The organism is Buttiauxella agrestis, from assembly GCF_900446255.1.
In the GTDB taxonomy this organism is placed as follows: domain Bacteria; phylum Pseudomonadota; class Gammaproteobacteria; order Enterobacterales; family Enterobacteriaceae; genus Buttiauxella; species Buttiauxella agrestis.
Genome location: NZ_UIGI01000001.1, coordinates 1,616,781 through 1,634,648 on the forward strand (window position 1 = coordinate 1,616,781; position 17,868 = coordinate 1,634,648).

The window sequence follows — 17,868 nt, forward strand, 5'->3', positions numbered from 1 at the left end:
GGGAATTGTAGCGCTAATTGGTTCCAGAAACTACTCTCACGCAATTCGGCAGGCGTCAGCTTCCCAGCGATAACCCACACCATAAACGGCGCGGATAAACGACTGTTCTTCATCGAGCGCTTCGAGCTTGCGGCGCAGGTTTTTGATATGGCTGTCGATGGTGCGGTCTGTGACGACGCGGTAATCATCATAAAGTTGGTTCAATAACTGCTCTCGCGAGAACACTTTGCCCGGTTCGTGGGACAGCGTTTTCAGCAGACGGAATTCCGCAGGCGTTAAATCCAGCAGCTTGTCGCGCCAGCTTGCCTGGAAACGGCCTTCGTCGATGATTAACGGGCTGATGTCGTCTGCCGCCACCGGGTCACGCTGGCGTTTGCAGCGGCGCAAAATCGTTTTCACGCGCGCCACCACTTCCCGCGGGCTGTACGGTTTGCAGATGTAATCATCGGCACCAATTTCCAGCCCTAACAGACGGTCGATTTCTTCTATTTTGGCCGTCACCATCACAATCGGAATTTCCGAGAAGCGGCGGATTTCGCGGCACAGCGTCAGGCCGTCGGTGCCTGGCAGCATTAAATCAAGCAGGATTAAATCCGGCGGCGTCTGGCGCACAAACGGCAGCACTTTGTCGCCGTGGGTAATCAATTCCGGGGCGTAACCCGCAGCACGTAAGTAATCAATCAACAGTTGCCCGAGCTTCGGCTCGTCTTCAACAATTAAGATGCGCGGTGTGTTTTCGTCAATGGGTAATTCGGTCATACAGGTCTCAACGATTCAGGCTCCAGCGGTAACTCTACTGTAATGCTAACCCCGCCGAAAGGCGAATGCGTGGCGTAAAGCTTGCCGTTATGGGCGGCAACAATGTTCTGGCAGATGGACAAACCGAGACCAGAACCACCGCTGGCGCGGTTGCGCGAACCTTCAGCGCGATAAAAACGCTCAAACAGCATGGTTAATTGCTCGTCGCTCACGCCCGGCGTGCTATCGGCAAAGTGCATGATAAATCGCTGATTAACCACTTCGCCAGAAATCACCAACTGGCCGCCTGTATCGGTGTAACGCAGGCTGTTTTCCAGCAGGTTATTGAATAACTGCATTAAACGGTCGCTGTCACCGAAAATAGTCACGCTATCGGGCAGCGCCAGGCTGATTTTCAAACCGCGCGAATTGAAACGCTCACGGAAAGCCCCGGCGACAATTTCCAGCAGGTTGATGATATCCAAAGACTGTTTCTGGTAGGCCAGCGCGCCTTCGTCGGACATCGACAGCTGATGCAGGTCATCAACCAGTTTGGTGAGCGTCGCCACTTCCATCTGTAATGATGCAACGGATTCCGGCGTGAATTTGCGTACGCCATCCTGAATCGCCTCCAGTTCGCCGCGTAAAATCGCCAGCGGGGTGCGCAATTCATGGGAAATATCCGCCATATAGGCGCGGCGCATATTGTGGTTTTTCTCCAGCGTGCTGGCGAGTTGGTTAAAGTCCTGTGCCAGTTTGCCGAGTTCATCCTGGCTGGTGGAATCAACGCGGGTGGAGAAATCCCCGGCGGCCAGTTTGTGCGTGCCGTCGACCAGTCGTTTGACCGGAGCCAGCAGCCCACGCGCCAGCAGGAAGGTGGCGGCCGCGGCAAGCAGTGTCGCCAGGCCGACGATTATCCAACTGGTGCGCCGTTGTTGGCGGTCGAAATTAATATCCGTGTTGCGCGTCAGGCGCTCAACCGGCGAGGCGACAACCCAGCCCGCATCACGCCCGTTGACGTTAATCGCCCGGCGCATACCATCGGTCGGCACCGGGCCACGTGGGCCAACCAGCACTTTGTAATCCTGATCGACGACCCAGAATTGGGTGCGCCAGCCGTGCGGCGGCAGGTTGTTGTTTTCCACATCGCCATGCTCAAAAGAGCGCAACAGCTTGAACATAAAGCGATCGTTATTGCGCAGAAACTGCCAGTTGCCGTGCTGCTCGTACTGTTCACCCAGCGCGTCGCTCAACATTTCCAGACGCTGTTCATTGCCACGTTTGATGTAATCAATAAACCCATGTTCGAAACTGAGCCGCACGCCCCAATGCATGATGGCCAGCACCAGAAGGCAGGTCGAGAAAATCGCGAGGAATAGTTTGCCGGTAATACCAGGCCGCCAGAGCTTCATTCGCTCCTCCTTTTGCGTCGCGCAATCACGACATTTTTGGTGGTGTCTTTCGGGACGCGAGCAAAAATCAGCGCGGGAAGGGCGATAACTAGCGCCATACTCAAATATGTATACATAAATACGTGGTGAATAACCGCCGGATCGGCCGCCAGGTGGTGATGGCCGTACATGCCCAAAAGTAGACCGGCAATGGTGACGCCGATACTCATGGAAAGCTGCATGACCATGGAGAGCATGCTGTTGCCGCCGCTTGCGAGGTCGTCTGGCAAGTCTTTGAGCGTCAGCGTGTTCATTGACGAGAAGCGCGTGGAGTTCACCATGCCGAGCATGAACAGCACCACCGGCAGCGCGTAATACCAACCTAAAAGCGCGGTTGCCATGAATAGCAAGATAACCACCGCTAAACCGAGCGTGGTGGCCACCAGCACGTTGCGATAGCCAAAGCGGTTAACCACCTGCACCACAATGCGTTTCATTCCCATACTGCCGAGCACCATCGGCACCATCATCAGGCCCGCGTGGAAGGGCGAAAAACCGAGGCCAATTTGCAAAAATACCGGCGTCATAAACGGGATCATGCCGCTGCCGATACGGCCGCAAAAACTGCCTAACAGGCCGAGCGAGAATGTTTTGGTCTTAAAAAGATTGAGGTTAAACAGGGCATTATCATTGGCTTTAGCGTGCCATAAATAGAGCGCTATTGCTGCCGTACCGCCGCCTACCAACAGCCACACGGTGGAGGGGCTAACACCTAAACCTTTTGCGCCATCAAGGGCAATGGTCAATGCGGCCATGCCAAACGCCAGATAGACAAAGCCCATCATGTCGAATTTGCGTGTCTGCATGGTGTAGTTCGGCATCAGCCACAAGGTGGCGATGGCGCCGATAATGCCAACCGGCAGGTTAATCAGGAAGATCCAGTGCCACGAGGCGTATTCCACCAGCACGCCGCCGAGCGCGGGGCCGAGCAATGGGCCGATTTGCCCCGGCAACGTGACGAAGGTCATCGCCGCCATATATTGTTCGCGCGGGACGATTTTCATCACCGTTAATCGCCCGACGGGCACCATCATCGCTCCGCCGATCCCTTGCACGACACGCGCCATCACCAGTTCGTTCAGCGTGGATGCGTGGGCGCACAACAGCGAGCCGAGGGTAAACAGCACAATGGCGGTGAAGAAGATATTGCGCACGCCAACGCGGTCAGCCAGCCAGCCGCTGGCGGGCAACATCACCGCCACCGTCAACACATACGACACGATAACCGAGTGCATATGCAGCGGGCTTTCCCCCAGGCTCGCCGCCATAGAGGGCAGGGCGGTGTTGACGATGGTGGTGTCGAGCGATTGCATGAAGAAGCCAAAGGCGACAATCCACAGTTGCCAGCGCACGGCGGCAGGCAATTCGGTCATGGGTTCAATACCTCATCTTTACGAGCTTTACGCGCAAACCGCATCCGCAAACGGTCAAAGAACAAGTACACCACTGGTGTGGTGTACAGCGTCAATAACTGGCTGACGACCAGCCCGCCAACGATGGTGATCCCCAGCGGTTGGCGTAACTCTGCGCCGTCACCGCTGGTCAGCACCAGCGGCAGTGCGCCAAACAACGCCGCCAGCGTGGTCATCATTATCGGGCGGAAACGCAACAGGCAGGCCTGGAAAATGGCTTCTTCAGGTTGCAGGTTGCCGTTGCGCTGCGCGTCGATGGCGAAGTCCACCATCATGATGGCGTTTTTCTTCACGATGCCGATTAAAAGCATGATGCCAATGAGCGCAATTAAGCTAAACGGCGCACCAAATATTTCCAGGGCTAACAATGCGCCCACCCCCGCCGAAGGCAGCGTGGAGAGGATCGTCAGCGGGTGAACGTAGCTCTCGTAAAGAATCCCCAACACGATATAAACCGTGGCAATGGCGGCGATGATCAGCAGCACCTGGGATTTCATGGTGTCCTGGAACACCTGCGCGGTTCCGGCGTACATGCCGCGTACCGTTGAAGGCACGCCGAGCGCGGTCATCGTACGGTCAATGGCGTCGCTGGCTTCGGAAAGCGACACGCCAGTCGGCAGGTTAAACGACACGGTAGACGCGGCAGAAAGCCCCTGATGGTTGACCGAAAGCGGCGCATTTGCGGGCTGCCATTTCGCAAACCAGGAAAGCGGGATCGCCTTGCCTTCTTTATTGATAACAAACATTTGATCCAACGCGCTGATGTCTTGCGTATAACGCGAGTCAACTTCCATCACCACTTTGTACTGGTTAAGCGGCTGGTAAATCGTGGAAATCTGCCGCTGTCCAAAGGCGTTATTGAGCAGGGCGTTGGCATCTTCCACGCTGATCCCCAACCGCGCCATGGATTCGCGGTCATAAATCAGATCCATTTCCGCGCCGTTGTTCTGGCTGTCGGAGTTCACGTCCGCAAGCTGCGGCAGTTTTGCCAGCGCCTGGCGGATTTTTGGCTCCCAGGTGCGTAAATCGGCCAGGTTATCGGAAAGCAAAGTGTACTGATAACTGGCGTTGGCCTGGCGACCACCGACACGAATATCCTGTACCGCCATCAAAAACAGGCTGGCTCCCGGCTCTTTGGCCAGCGCTTTACGCAGACGGTCAATCACCTGTTGTGCAGTTTCTTTGCGTTCGGAAAGCGGTTTTAGCGAGATAAACATCATGCCGCTGTTCACCCGCGAGCCACCGGTAAACCCGGTCACGTTTTCCACCGCCGGATCTTCACGAATGATCTTCATAAAGTCCTGAAGTTTGCCGCGCATCGCCTGGAATGAAATGCTTTGGTCGGCCTGGATATTGCCCATTAACCGCCCGGTGTCTTGTTCCGGGAAGAAGGTTTTTGGAATGGCAATATAGAGCCAGACATTCAGCGCAATGGTTGCCAGCAGCACCAGACCCACCAGTTTTGTATGGTTCAGCACCCATTTCAGCGAACGCCCATAGCTTTGCTGCATCGCAATCAGTAAGCGGCCAAAACCACGCTGGCGCGTTGGCGTATGTTGCGGTTTGTTCTTGAGCAACCAGCCGCACATCATCGGCGTGAGCGTAATCGACACCACCAGCGAGATACCGATAGCGACGGAAAGCGTGACGGCAAACTCTTTGAATAGTCGCCCCGGTAAACCGCCCATTAGCAGCAATGGCAGGAAGACCGCCACCAAAGACAGACTCATCGACAGCACCGTAAAACCGACTTCACGCACGCCCTGTAACGCGGCCTGTAAGGGTTTAACGCCCGCCTCGAGATGGCGGGAAATATTCTCCAGCACCACGATGGCGTCATCCACTACAAAACCGGTGGCGATGGTCAGCGCCATTAATGACAAGTTATTCAGGCTAAAACCGCACAAATACATGGCGATAAACGTGCCAATCAGCGACACCGGAACTGCAACGGCGGGGATCAGCGTGGCGCGCCCGGAACGCAGGAACAAGAACACCACCAGAATGACCAGCGCGACGGAGATAATCAGCGATTGTTCGACTTCTTCAAGCGAGGCGCGAATAGTCGGCGAGCGATCCTGGGCAATTTGCAAATCGATTGATGCCGGAATGGTTTCCCGTAGCTCAGGGATTTTCGCCCGGATGCGGTCAACCGTTTCGATGATATTCGCTTCCTGGGATTTACGAATCATCAGCAAAATCGCGGGCTTGGCGTTGGTCATCCCGGCGTTGCGCACGTCCTGCACGGAATCGGTTACGGTGGCGACATCACTCAAATGCACCGCGCCACCGTTGTTGTAGTGAATGATCAGCGGCTGGTATTCGGCGGCGGTTTTAAGTTCGTCATTGGTCTGCAACTGCCAGCGCTGGGTGCCATCTTCCAGCGCGCCTTGCGGGCGGCGCACGTTGGCATCACTAATCGACTTGCGCACCGCGTCCAGTGAAACCCCCTGGTTAAACAGCGCCTGCGGGTTTAGTGCCACACGTACCGCCGGAAGCGAGCTTCCCCCGACATCCACATCACCGACGCCATCAATTTGCGCCACCGTCTGCGCCAGTTGCGTCGAGGCGAAATCATAAAGCTGCCCCTGAGAAAACGTGTCGGAGGTGAGCGTCAGAATAATAATGGGCGCATCGGACGGGTTGGCTTTGCGATACGTTGGGCGGCTTGGCATGCCGCTGGGCAACAGACTTTGCGCGGCGTTGATAGCGGCCTGTACGTCACGCGCGGCTCCGTTGATATCGCGGTCAAAGGTAAATTCCAGAATGATGCGCGTGCTGCCGAGTGAACTCGACGAGGTCATCTCGTTCACGCCAGCAATGCGCCCGAGCGCGCGTTCCAGCGGTGTAGCCACCGATGACGCCATGGTTTCAGGCGACGCACCGGGGAGTGACGCACTGACCATGATCACCGGGAAATCCACCTGCGGCAGCGGCGCCACAGGCAATAGGCGGAAGCCCAGCACGCCGCACAATGTGATGGCGGCGGTCAGTAAAATGGTGGCGACGGGCCGGTAGATGAACAGTGCGAAGAATTTCACAGCACTTCCTCATCACTTTCGTGACGCCCAAAACGGCGGCGCACCGCATGCGACAGGTTATCAAACAGCAGATAGATAACCGGCGTGGTAAACAGCGTTAAGACCTGGCTCACCAGCAGACCACCGACCATGCCAATCCCCAGCGGGCGGCGCAGTTCAGCACCGACGCCGGTTGAAAGCATCAGCGGCAGCGCACCCAAAAGGGCGGCAAGCGTGGTCATCAGAATAGGGCGGAAACGCAGCAAACAGGCCTGGTAAATGGCCTCATACGGTTTCATGCCTTGCTCACGTTCAGCCGCCAGCGCGAAGTCGATCATCATGATGGCGTTTTTCTTCACGATACCGATAAGCAAAATGATGCCGATGATGGCAATCACGTCCAGTTCCGCTCCCGCCAGCATTAATGCCATCAGTGCGCCGACGCCTGCGGTTGGCAGCGTGGAAAGAATGGTTATCGGGTGAATAAAACTTTCGTACAACACGCCGAGCACGATATACATCGCCACTACGGAGGCGACGATAAGCCAGATAGTGCTGCCCAGGGCATTCTGGAAGGCGAGGGTGCTGCCCTGGAATTGGGTGGTGATATCCGCAGGCATCGCCAGCTCTTTTTCCGCCGCTGTAATCGCTTTAACCGCGTCTTCGAGCGAGTGATCGCTTGTGACGTTAAACGAGAATGTCGTCGACGGGAACTGGTCAAGATGGTTGATAGTCAGCGGCGCAAAACGCTGCTCGATTTTGGCAATCGCACTTAACGGTACGCTGCCGCCCTCTGTGCTGGCGAGACGAATATTATCCAGCCCGCTCAGACCCGGCGTGGTGCTGGTGTCGTGTTCAAGCACCACGCGGTACTGGTTGGCCTGGGTGTAAATAGTGGAAATCAGGCGCTGACCAAATGCGTTATACAGGGCGTTATCGACATCCGACATCGAGATGCCAAGGCGGCTGGCGCTGGCTCTGTCAACATTCACATAGGCTACCAGGCCTCTATCCTGCCAGTCGCTGCTGACATCTGCCAGTTGCGGCAAGGTACGCAATTTTTCTGTTAACTGCGGCACCCAGGTGCTGAGTTCATCGAGCGATGTGGCCTGCAATGTGAACTGGTACTGCGTCCGGCTCACCGTGGTATCGATGGTTAAGTCCTGAACCGGTTGCAGATACAACTCGACGCCAGGGACTTTCGCCACGCCATTTTGCAGACGTTCAATCACCACCGGAATACGGTCGTCACGATCGCTTAACGGTTTGAGGTTGATTTGCAAACGTGCGCTATTAAGCGAAGGGTTAGTGCCGTCAACGCCGACAAACGAAGTCAGACTTTCTACAGCCGGATCTTTCAATATGACGTCGGCAACCTGCTGCTGGCGCTGCGCCATATTGGCAAAGGAAACCGACTGCGGCGCTTGCAGCGTGCCCTGAATAATGCCGTTATCCTGAATCGGGAAGAAGCCTTTCGGGATGAACATCCACAGCACAACGGTGAGTGCCAGGGTGCCAAAAGCCACACCCAGCGTGAGCCATGGGTGGTTTAATACGCGGGTTAACATGCGCCCGTAACCGGCAATCACACGGTCAAAGAAGCGCTCGCTGGCGCGGGAAAAACGGTTCTGTTTGCGCAGCGATTCGTGGCTTAACATGCGCGCGCACATCATTGGTGTGAGCGTCAGTGACACTACCGCTGAAATCAAAATCGCGATGGCCAGCGTGACGGCAAATTCGCGGAACAGGCGGCCAACGATATCGCCCATAAACAGCAGCGGAATTAGTACCGCTATGAGCGAGAAGGTCAGCGAGATAATCGTGAAGCCAATTTCTCCGGCCCCTTTGAGCGAGGCGGCGAGCGGTTTCTCACCCTTCTCGATATAACGCGAGATGTTCTCGATAACCACAATCGCATCGTCGACCACAAAACCGGTGGCGATGGTTAATGCCATTAGCGTCAGGTTGTTTATCGAAAAGTCGAGGAACACCATCACTGCAAACGTACCAATCAGTGACAGCGGCACCGCGACGGCAGGGATAATGGTCGCCGGAACGTTGCGCAGGAACAGGTAAATAATCATCACCACCAGGGCGATGGCGAGCATCAACTCATGCTGCGTGTCACTGACCGAGGCGCGGATATTGGTGGTGCGGTCGCTCAGTAATTTTACTTCGACCGACTTCGGCAAACTTTTGGTTAATCCAGGCAACATCGCACGAATGGCATCGGCGGTGTCGATGATATTGGCACCCGGCTGGCGTTGCACGTTCATCACTATCGCGGGCTGTTTGTTCGCCCACGCGCCGAGCCACGCGTTTTCAGCGCCTTGCTCTACGGTTGCGACATCGCCAAGACGAATCGGTGCGCCATTTTGATAAGCGATGATCAGATTGCGATATTCATCCGCAGACTGCATTTGGTCGTTGGCGGACAGCGTGACGGCGCGTTCGGGGCCATCCAGGCTGCCTTTTGCCGAGTTAACGTTGGCGCTGGTAATCGCGGTGCGCACGGTTTCGCTGGTCAGGCCTAGTGCCGCAATCGCCGGGGCGTTAAGTTTTACGCGTACCGCCGGGCGCTGGCCGCCGGAAAGCGTGACCAGTCCGACGCCGGAAACCTGGGAAATTTTCTGCGCCACACGCGTTTCTACCATGTCTTCAACTTGCGTCATCGGCATGGCGGAAGAGGTCACGGCGAGCGTCATAATCGGCGGGTCGGCCGGGTTCACTTTGCTATAAACCGGCGGGTTGGGCAGATCGGTCGGCAGTAAATTGGTTGCGGCGTTAATCGCGGCCTGCACTTCCTGCTCGGCGACATCCAGCGGTAAAGAGAGCTGGAATTGCAGCGTCACCACCGATGCGCCGCCGGCACTTTGCGACGACATTTGTTTCAGGCCGGACATCTGCCCAAACTGGCGCTCAAGTGGTGCGGTAATCGCCGATGTCACCACATCAGGACTCGCACCTGGATAAAGCGTGACGACCTGAATCGTCGGGTAATCCACTTCCGGCAGTGCAGAAACGGGCAGGAAACGATAACCGATGATCCCGGCAAGTAAGATAGCCACCATTAATAATGTGGTCGCCACGGGGCGCAGAATAAACAGGCGCGATGGGCCTCCCGTGGCGCTCGGTGGTAGCACCTGCATCAGGAAGTCGCTCCGTGACGTTGGTGTTTTTGCGGGTGTTCAACTTCTTTCGATGGGGAAGCGGCGGTGGCTGATTGCGCTTCGACCACCTCAACTTTTGCACCTTCTGTCAGACGGTCGATGCCGTCAGTCACCACGCGATCCCCGGCGGAAAGCCCGGCGGAAATCACCACTTTTTGGCTGTCCTGAATACCGGTTGTCACCAGGTGTTTACTGACTTTATCTTCGCTGTTAAGCACCCAGACAAAGTTGCCTTCGTTGCCCATTTGCAGCGCGGCTGTTGGGATGACAACTGCGTTTTGCTGGGTATCGACCAGCATGCGCGCGTTGACGAACTGGTTCGGGAACAGGGCGTCATCTTCATTGTTAAAACGAGCTTTGAGTTTAATGGTGCCGGTGGTGACATCAATCTGGTTATCGAGGCTCAGTAATGAACCGCTGCTTAATTTCAGCTTGTTGGTGCGATCCCAGGCCTCAACAACCAGCGTTGCTCCCGCTTTCTGCGCTTTCACCACGGTTGCAATATCGCCTTCCGGCAGGGTGAAAATCAAATCGATAGGGTGTGTTTGCGTCAATACGACAATTCCGGCGGTATCGCTGCTCGAAATCTGGTTGCCAACATCCACCTGTTTCAGGCCCACGCGGCCATCAATGGGCGCGGTAATCCGGCTCCAGTCGAGCTGCAACTGCGCGCTGGCGACGGCGGCTTCGTCGGCTTTTATGGTGCCCATTGATTCGTTGACCAGCGCCTGTTGCGCGTCCATTTCCTGGCGTGAAACCAGGTTGGTTTTCACCAACTGTTGAAAACGCGCGAGGTCACGGCGTGCATTCGCAAGTGTGGCCTGATCTTTTGCCAGTTGTCCCTGGGCTTGGGCTAATGCAATTTTGAACTGGCTTGGGTCGATTTCTGCGAGTAAATCGCCCGCTTTAACTTGCTGGCCTTCCTGGAAGTGAATCGCCAGCAGTTGCCCATCCACACGGCTACGCACCGTAACAGTATTGGCGGCGGTGATGGTGCCAAGACCGGTGAGGTAGCGAGGAACAGATTCGCTGGTCGCGGTTGCGGCCTGGACAGGCGCTAATGCACCACGCATTCCCTGCCGTGAGCCAGCAGGGCGCTGTTGTGTTGACTGCGAACCCGCGGTTTCGTTACCCGTGCTTGAATGACGCCAGTAAAAAATGGCGGCGATAACGACAATGACGGCGGCTGCAATCGCAAACCCACGTGTGGTGAAAGTGCCTTTCATAGTTGTATTTGTTCTCATCCTGAAACCATTCGGCCTAATGATACTAGTGTAGAGAGTGAGAGCGGCGGAAAAATGGAGGAAATATGAAGTACTGTATGGATAAGTCTTAGATGGCGGTTTTTTGCGTACATCCTCGAAGGAATGCGGCTGAATGATATCCTGTTTGAATCTTCGCCAATAAACTGTGGTTTATATTGTAAATATAAACTATAGTTTATGAGGTGAATGTATGACATGGACGGTTTTTACAACCCGGTGTTTCGATGAGTGGTTTGATGAACAAAGAGAAGAAATCCAGGATCGCATGTTACACGCATTGGGAAACTTGCAATTTTTGGGGCCAGGTTTGTCACGCCCTACGCAGATACGATAAAAGGATCGCGTTTCAAAAATATGAAAGAGCTGAGAGTGCAGCATTGTGGCAGGCCCATTCGCGCATTGTATGCTTTTGACCTTTCCCGCCGAGCCATTGTGTTGTGCGCCGGGGATAAATCGAAAAATAAGCGCTTCTACGAATCCATGACGAGTCTTGCCGACAAAGAGTTTATGGCCTGGTTGAAGTCGCAGGAGAAGTAATATGAAAAGTAATAACAAAGGCTACAGAACGCTCGATGAGATCGTTGCGACTCTCTCGCCAGAAAGACAAAAAAGGGTGGCCGAAGGAACTCAGGAGCTGATTCTCGAATGCTGTCTGCATATGATGCGGGAGCAAAAAGGCTGGTCGCAGCAGCAACTGGCCGAAGTCATGGGTATTAGCCAACCCGCCGTCACTGCGATTGAAAAGCGTGGTAATGAAGTCAAACTAGGGACGCTAAAGCGCTATATCGAGGCGTTGGGCGGTAAACTTTCGCTACACATAGAGTTCCCGGACGGGGTGAAACAACTCAGTATTTAAAACGCCGTGAGTTTCCCCACGGCGCATTGATTAATCGCGGAACACCACATCAGCCCAGCGGGCCAGGCCTGCGGTTACAGAGCCGAAATCATCGCCCCCGGCTAATGGAATGCCCGGTAATTGCTGTGCCAGAGCGTGCTTAAGCAGCGGCGAACGCGCACTTCCCCCGGTCAGATAAATGACATCAGGCTTCACGGCGCTGTTTTCCAACGCAAGCGTGACTTGTTCCATGATGCGTTGCAGCGGCTGGCTAATCGCCATTTCCAGTTCTGGTTGGGTAATTTCGCAACCCAGTTCCTTGCTGATAAATGGCAGCATAGTGGCGACTTGTTTGCTGTCGGACAGCGCAATTTTGCTCTCTTCAGCAGCACGCACCAGGCGATAACTGAGTCGCTGACGCCACACTTTTTGCAGGAATGCTACTTTCTCGGGTTCACGCGAATCGCGTACCAACTCGTTTAGCATGCGACCGTTGGCGCTGCTGTAGAAATCGTTTTGTGCAGGCACGTCGTTGATTGCCACCGCATTCCACCACGGCAATACCGGCAGCGCGATACCTTTTTCGGTTTGGCCACCCATCCCCAATAACGGAGAAAGCTGCTTAAACGCCAGCATAATGTCGAGATCGTTACCGCCAACGCGGCAACCGCTGTGGCCGAGCAAACTCTGTTCACGGTCGCGACGAGCGCGCCATTGCGGCCCCATCAATAACACTGAACAGTCGGTTGTCCCGCCGCCGATATCGACGACCAGCACCTGTTTTTCTTCGGTTAACGTCGCTTCAAAATCAAGTCCTGCGGCGACGGGCTCGAACTGGAACACCACGTCTTTAAAACCTGCGCGATGTGCAGCGCGTTCAAGGATACCTTGCGCCTGTTGGTTTGCTTCATCGCCGCCTAAGCCCTGGAAGTTTATCGGGCGGCCGATCACGGCCTGGGTAATCGGCTCGGCAACCTGGCTTTGTGCCTGTTTGCGAATGTGTAACATCATGGCGCAAACCAAATCTTCAAACACGGCGACCTGCTGCGGTTTTAAGCCCGTGGCACCGAGGAAAGATTTTGGTGATTTAACGAAGTAAACTTCTTCAGGATCTTCCATGTACTGGCGCAGGGAACTCAACCCGAATTGCACACTGCCTGGCAAGACGTCGATGTCTTCATCGCGATTAAAGGAGACTGCGCGGCGCAACAATGCCTGAGTTTCAGTGCCGGTAGCCGGGACTTCATGATGGCGATACAGCCATTCACTGACTGACTCACGCGTCGGGGCGCATAACATTGAAGGAAGCAGCGTCGAGCCGTTTTCCATCTCCAGCGCCTGCGGGACACCATCGCGCATCACTGCCACAGAGCAGTTTGCAGTACCATAATCGAAGCCTATAAATTGCATAAAATCCCCATGCCGGTGAAGAAGGGGGGCGACTTTAGCGGAATGTGACGCATCCGGCAACCGAATATCAAAGCAAGGCATTATTCAAAAGGTAAGCCTATGCTATGCCAACGCGAAATGACAGGATTTGAGAATGTATCAACTGAGCTACAACCCGCCGTACGACTGGAAGTGGATGTTTGGTTTTCTTGCCGGGCGTGCGGTTAACGGCATAGAGATTGTCACCGAAGAGCGTTATTGCCGCAGCTTTGCTTTGGGGGATCATCAGGGTCTGCTCACGCTGGAACCTGATGAAGCCACCTGCACACTCAATGTGACGTTAACTGAAGGGTTGCAGGCCGTTGCAGATGAGGTTTTGCAACGCGTAAAGCAACTGTTGGATCTCGAATGTCAGCCGCATACCATTCTGGAGAGCCTGGGGGATTTGTCGGCGGCGCGTCCCGGTTTGCGCTTGCCGGGTTGTATGGACACTTTCGAGCAATCTATTCGTGCGATTTTGGGGCAGCTCGTCAGTGTGGCGATGGCGGCGAAACTTACCAGTAAACTGGCGCAGGCTTTTGGCGAACCGCTGGTGGAAAATCCTGAGTGGTTTGTTTTTCCCACGCCCCAAAAGCTGGCCGCGTTACAACCTGAGCAGCTAAAACAGCTCGGAATGCCGTTAAAGCGAGGCGAAGCCATTATTCATCTTGCTCAACTCATGGTGAATGGCGAGTTCCCGCTTCACAGCCCTGTCGATGTGGAGAGTGGCGTGAAAGCATTAACGACCTATCCGGGTATTGGGCGCTGGACGGCAAACTACATTGCGCTACGGGGCTGGCAAGCCTCAGATGTTTTCTTGCCTGATGATTACCTGATTAAGCAACGCTTCCCTGGTATGACGCCCGCGCAAATCCGCCGTTATGCGGAGCGCTGGAAGCCGTGGCGCTCCTATGCGCTGTTGCATATCTGGTATAGCGAGGGCTGGGTTCCCGTCAATTGATGGCGAAGTAACTCGAATTGAGCAGCATCTCAAGTGGCAACGGTTGAGTGACTGCTTCACCAAATATCAGATCGACGCCAATTCCTGACAGCGTATCCATCACCATCGGGATATCCGCCGGGCCTGCGATAGTTTGCAGCGTCTGGCGCTGCGCGTGACCCTGAATAATCGTCACCATCATTTCGTCCATCAGGTTGCAATGCACGTTCTGAATCAGTTCTTCATCGACGATGATGTAACTGAAGTATTGGCGCGCAACACGTTTAAAGATATCCAGGTCACGTCCCACATGGCTCAGAATCAACTGACAGCCGCTGTCATGCAGCCTTTGCAGGTTTCTTTCGATTTTTTCATCGTCGTTCTGTAGCACTTCGCAATGCACCATCAGATGCAACAAGCGGGTTGGGAGCGTGCTTCGTGTGAACAGCACCAGCAATTCGTCAACGACCTTGTCACACGCCAGGCTATGAGAGGAGAGGGCAAGGGCGACGCCAAAGCCTTTGTTGGTTACGGACTGAGAAAACTTGCTGAAGAATTCGTTGAAGATCCGCAGATCGAGCGCGCAGTGCAACTCAGCGTCGGTGACGGCTGCGCGGAACGTTTTCTCGTCAATGACCACGCCGTCGTTACCCCAGAAGCGCAGCGAAAGCAGATAGAAGCTGGTTGTCTCAGGGATGCGCGGAGGTGCTACGCCAAGGGCAATCATCAAGATCGGGTTATCATTGATGATAGATTTTTGCTCGGCAAGGGTGATGTTTTGGCCATCTTTACGGATGTCATGTTGGGAAGATTCAAAGACTGTTACCCGGCCACGGCCACCATTTTTTGAGGCATAACAGGCGATATCTGCCTGGGAAAGCACCTCTGATGCCAGGCGATTATCGGCATCAATTTGCGTGATCCCGGCGCTGGCACCAATGCGATGCAAACGCCCGTTCCACGTAAAGTGGTAATCATTGATGCTCTGGATAATCCGTTCCGAAATATGGCGCGCATTGTCAGCCGAACAATCCGGCAGCAGCAGCCCAAACTCATCGCCGCCCAGGCGCGCCAGGAAATCGCCGGTGCGTAACATACTGAGCATCAAAGACGAAAGCTCGCGCAACAGCGCGTCGCCCGCCGCGTGACCCGCGTTATCGTTCACCGCTTTAAAGCGATCGAGGTCAATAAACACTAACGCGTGGCGCTGACGATTTTCTCCGGCACTTTGCAGCAGGCGTTTAAGGTGGTTTTCAAAGCTGACCCGGTTTGCCAGGTGCGTCAGCCCATCGTGTGAGGCGCTGTAGCTCAGTTGCTTGAGCATTTTACGGGATTCGGTGACGTCCTGAATAACCAGCACCGAGCCAATACTTTGCCCATCAAGTGTGGTCAGCGGTGTGATGCTGTAGTGAATGTCGTAGCTGCCACCGTTGCGGCAATGCAGAACCACATCGTGTTCAATCGTCGCGCGGGAATAATCACCGCTATGAATGTTTTCCATTACCGGGCCGTTGTCACCAAAGGTAATGTGCAGGATTGCCAGAATATGCTGACCAATCGCTTGCTGCTGCGGCCAGCCGCTCAACTTTTCGGCGATCGGATTCATAAAGGTGATATTCATATCCACATCAGTACAAATCACCGCTTCGCCAATCGAGTCCAGCGTAATGTGCAGACGCTCTTTTTCCTGATACAGCGCTTCGTTCAGCTGTTTCACTTCGGTCATATCCATGTTGATGCCCAGCAAGCGCTCGACGTCCCCATTTTTATTCAGTACGCGGTTGGCAAGCGATCGAATATGGCGAATGCCTTCTTTGACATGAATGCGATATTCCATCTTAAATGGCACGCGAGCCTGCAAGGCATCGCGCACCGTTTTCTCAGCCGCAGGCGCATCATCAGCGACAATACGCTCCAGCCACAATGCGTAGGTGGGTTTCAGATGCGCCGGAACCTCATAGAGATCAAACATACGTTTGTCCCAACTGATCACGTCAGTCCCAAGATCCCATTCCCAGATACCGATACCGCCGGCCTCATTGGCCAGCGTGATGCGCTCCATCAGGCGTTTGTTCACCCATTCGGTGTGCTTGAGATCGTTAATGTCTTCGATTTGGGCGATTAAATAGAGTGGCGTGCCGTCAATATCTCGCACAATGGAAACCGCCAGCAGCGCCCACACCACATCACCTTTGCTGGTGTAGTAACGTTTTTCCATCGAATAGCTATTGATACTGCCGCTGACCAACATATTGAGCTGGTGCAAGTCGGCGTGTAAATCTTCCGGGTGCGTAATTTGCTGGAAGGTGAGCGAACGGAGTTGATCTGAGGTGTAACCGAGGAATTTACTCAGCGATTTATTCACCTGCAACCATTGCCCGTCGGTCGAAACCAGCGCCATACCGATAGCGGAATATTCCATGGCATTACGGAAACGTGCTTCGCTTTCGGTGATGTGTTTACGCTCTTCGCGAAATGAGTACATCACCATGGTCATCACATTGGCAGGCAATAGAATCATCAGGAACGGCAGCCACGGTGCGTTATTCATGACAGTTGTGTGGGGTTGTTGCATGTCGATGTGACTGTTGGTTGCCATCATTAATGAGACCACCATCAGCGTGCCAAGGAAAACAATAAACGCTTCGAGGCGGGGCAGGCGAATAGCGCTCCACATCAGGAAAACAATAATAAAGGTAAATGGCCACGGCATATAACGCAGGGCGAGATAACTTAACGTCAGGGTAATGACAAAAGTGAATAGGGTTTCTAATAATAATTTTGGATTTTTATGGCGTAAAAGGGTGCTGGGTTTAAACAATAACGCGGTGGGCACCAGGGCTAGGCTGCCGATCGTTTCGGATAGCATCCAGACGAAAAAAGTTTTGGCAACGCTTCCGCCATCAGGTCCGGCTAACCATACCGCCAATATACCGCCAACAATCGGCGGGATGACGGCACTGCATATCACCAGCCGAACCCAATTATGCAAATTTTGCAGAGGGTTATGCTGTGGCAGCAGGCGGCGCATTAATGTTGCACCAAGCACCGCTTCAATAATATTGATGGCGGTATAGCCCAAATTAATTTCGTTTAGGGGAAATAATACTGCTGAGGCGCACAAACTCCCCACGGCGCAAACCGCAATAACCATGGGCCATTGACGGAATGAATTGCGGAATAAAGCCACCATCATGAGAGATGTCGGGAACCAAAGCGGTGCTAAAACAGTTCCAACCAGGGATAATTCGAGTGAATACAGGGTAAATATAAAGCTGAGAAACCCTAATCCCACTGGCAGTACGAAGGAAGGCATTGCGATTAATTCTTTTGTGTTTTGTTTGATCATTACCGCAAATCCGTTAAGGCGTGCCGCCAGGTGCCATGCCCGGATGCAAATAAAAAGATAAGTTTCGGTTTATGCTAGTACAAACAATTTACATTTCCTATGTCGGTTGGTCATAATTTAACATTAAGAGGTAATAAAAAGTGATATTAGACATACTTATTTTCACCGTTTGATAATTGTCCCTGTAATTGGAAGGGCATTGCTGGATTAACCCTGAAAGCTAAAATCACCCGCCAACGTGCATTACTCTGGTATCAGCG

General features: G+C 54.1%; 10 protein-coding genes and 1 pseudogene. 3 read left to right on the plus strand and 8 right to left on the minus strand.

Annotation, left to right across the window (positions count from 1 at the left end; genetic code table 11):
* Positions 1 to 36: 36 nt before the first annotated feature.
* From baeR to DY231_RS07685, 6 genes are read right to left on the minus strand one after another with little or no spacing between them, the layout of a single operon-like run.
* Positions 37 to 759, minus strand: coding sequence for an envelope stress response regulator BaeR (baeR, locus tag DY231_RS07660; RefSeq protein WP_034496689.1), 723 nt, complete (start codon positions 757 to 759; stop codon positions 37 to 39).
* Positions 756 to 2,150 carry an envelope stress sensor histidine kinase BaeS gene (gene baeS / locus DY231_RS07665; RefSeq protein WP_115627858.1) on the minus strand — a complete coding sequence of 465 codons (1,395 nt, stop codon included), beginning with the start codon at positions 2,148 to 2,150 and terminating at the stop codon, positions 756 to 758. The genes baeR and baeS overlap by 4 nt, the downstream gene beginning before the upstream one ends.
* On the minus strand, positions 2,147 to 3,562 hold the full coding sequence (locus tag DY231_RS07670; RefSeq protein ID WP_115627859.1) for an MFS transporter: 1,416 nt from the start codon (positions 3,560 to 3,562) through the stop codon (positions 2,147 to 2,149). Before DY231_RS07670 ends, baeS begins: the two co-directional genes overlap by 4 nt.
* Positions 3,559 to 6,642, minus strand: a complete 3,084-nt coding sequence (gene mdtC, locus DY231_RS07675) for a multidrug efflux RND transporter permease subunit MdtC (protein WP_115627860.1) — start codon at positions 6,640 to 6,642, stop codon at positions 3,559 to 3,561. Before mdtC ends, DY231_RS07670 begins: the two co-directional genes overlap by 4 nt.
* A complete protein-coding gene (locus DY231_RS07680; RefSeq protein WP_115627861.1) occupies positions 6,639 to 9,770 on the minus strand; it encodes an MdtB/MuxB family multidrug efflux RND transporter permease subunit in 3,132 nt (1,043 codons plus the stop codon). Before DY231_RS07680 ends, mdtC begins: the two co-directional genes overlap by 4 nt.
* On the minus strand, positions 9,770 to 11,017 hold the full coding sequence (locus DY231_RS07685) for an MdtA/MuxA family multidrug efflux RND transporter periplasmic adaptor subunit (RefSeq protein ID WP_115627862.1): 1,248 nt from the start codon (positions 11,015 to 11,017) through the stop codon (positions 9,770 to 9,772). Before DY231_RS07685 ends, DY231_RS07680 begins: the two co-directional genes overlap by 1 nt.
* Positions 11,018 to 11,246: 229 nt before the next feature.
* Between DY231_RS07685 and DY231_RS07690 the strand changes: the two are divergent.
* Both DY231_RS07690 and DY231_RS07695 read left to right on the plus strand, forming a co-directional pair.
* Positions 11,247 to 11,593 (plus strand): annotated as a pseudogene (locus tag DY231_RS07690) (type II toxin-antitoxin system RelE/ParE family toxin).
* Position 11,594: 1 nt separating this feature from the next.
* Positions 11,595 to 11,912 (plus strand): helix-turn-helix domain-containing protein, encoded by a 318-nt coding sequence (locus DY231_RS07695; RefSeq protein ID WP_115627863.1) that lies wholly within the window; start codon positions 11,595 to 11,597, stop codon positions 11,910 to 11,912.
* Positions 11,913 to 11,942: 30 nt separating this feature from the next.
* Here the strand turns inward: DY231_RS07695 and yegD are convergent, their stop codons facing one another.
* Positions 11,943 to 13,301 carry a molecular chaperone gene (yegD, locus tag DY231_RS07700; RefSeq protein WP_034496673.1) on the minus strand — a complete coding sequence of 453 codons (1,359 nt, stop codon included), beginning with the start codon at positions 13,299 to 13,301 and terminating at the stop codon, positions 11,943 to 11,945.
* A 133-nt stretch (positions 13,302 to 13,434) separates the two neighbouring features.
* Here yegD and alkA point away from each other — a divergent pair, with 133 nt between their 5' ends.
* The gene (gene alkA, locus DY231_RS07705; protein ID WP_115627864.1) at positions 13,435 to 14,280 is read left to right on the plus strand and encodes a DNA-3-methyladenine glycosylase 2; all 846 of its coding nucleotides are present in this window, start codon (positions 13,435 to 13,437) and stop codon (positions 14,278 to 14,280) included.
* On the opposite strand, the gene DY231_RS07710 is transcribed toward alkA, so the two are convergent.
* Entirely contained in the window at positions 14,273 to 17,608 is a 3,336-nt protein-coding gene (locus DY231_RS07710) for a diguanylate cyclase (RefSeq protein ID WP_115627865.1), read from the minus strand. The two genes, alkA and DY231_RS07710, sit on opposite strands and share 8 nt — an antisense overlap.
* Between the last annotated feature and the right edge of the window lie 260 nt (positions 17,609 to 17,868).

Excerpts from the sequence above, each read along its gene's own strand:
- baeR (WP_034496689.1), bottom strand. The coding sequence starts at position 759 with ATGACCGAATTACCCATTGACGAAAACACACCGCGCATCTTAATTGTT.
- baeS (WP_115627858.1), bottom strand. The coding sequence starts at position 2,150 with ATGAAGCTCTGGCGGCCTGGTATTACCGGCAAACTATTCCTCGCGATT.
- DY231_RS07670 (WP_115627859.1), bottom strand. The coding sequence starts at position 3,562 with ATGACCGAATTGCCTGCCGCCGTGCGCTGGCAACTGTGGATTGTCGCC.
- DY231_RS07680 (WP_115627861.1), bottom strand. The coding sequence starts at position 9,770 with ATGCAGGTGCTACCACCGAGCGCCACGGGAGGCCCATCGCGCCTGTTT.
- DY231_RS07685 (WP_115627862.1), bottom strand. The coding sequence starts at position 11,017 with ATGAAAGGCACTTTCACCACACGTGGGTTTGCGATTGCAGCCGCCGTC.
- DY231_RS07695 (WP_115627863.1), top strand. The coding sequence starts at position 11,595 with ATGAAAAGTAATAACAAAGGCTACAGAACGCTCGATGAGATCGTTGCG.
- yegD (WP_034496673.1), bottom strand. The coding sequence starts at position 13,301 with ATGCAATTTATAGGCTTCGATTATGGTACTGCAAACTGCTCTGTGGCA.
- alkA (WP_115627864.1), top strand. The coding sequence starts at position 13,435 with ATGTATCAACTGAGCTACAACCCGCCGTACGACTGGAAGTGGATGTTT.
- DY231_RS07710 (WP_115627865.1), bottom strand. The coding sequence starts at position 17,608 with ATGATCAAACAAAACACAAAAGAATTAATCGCAATGCCTTCCTTCGTA.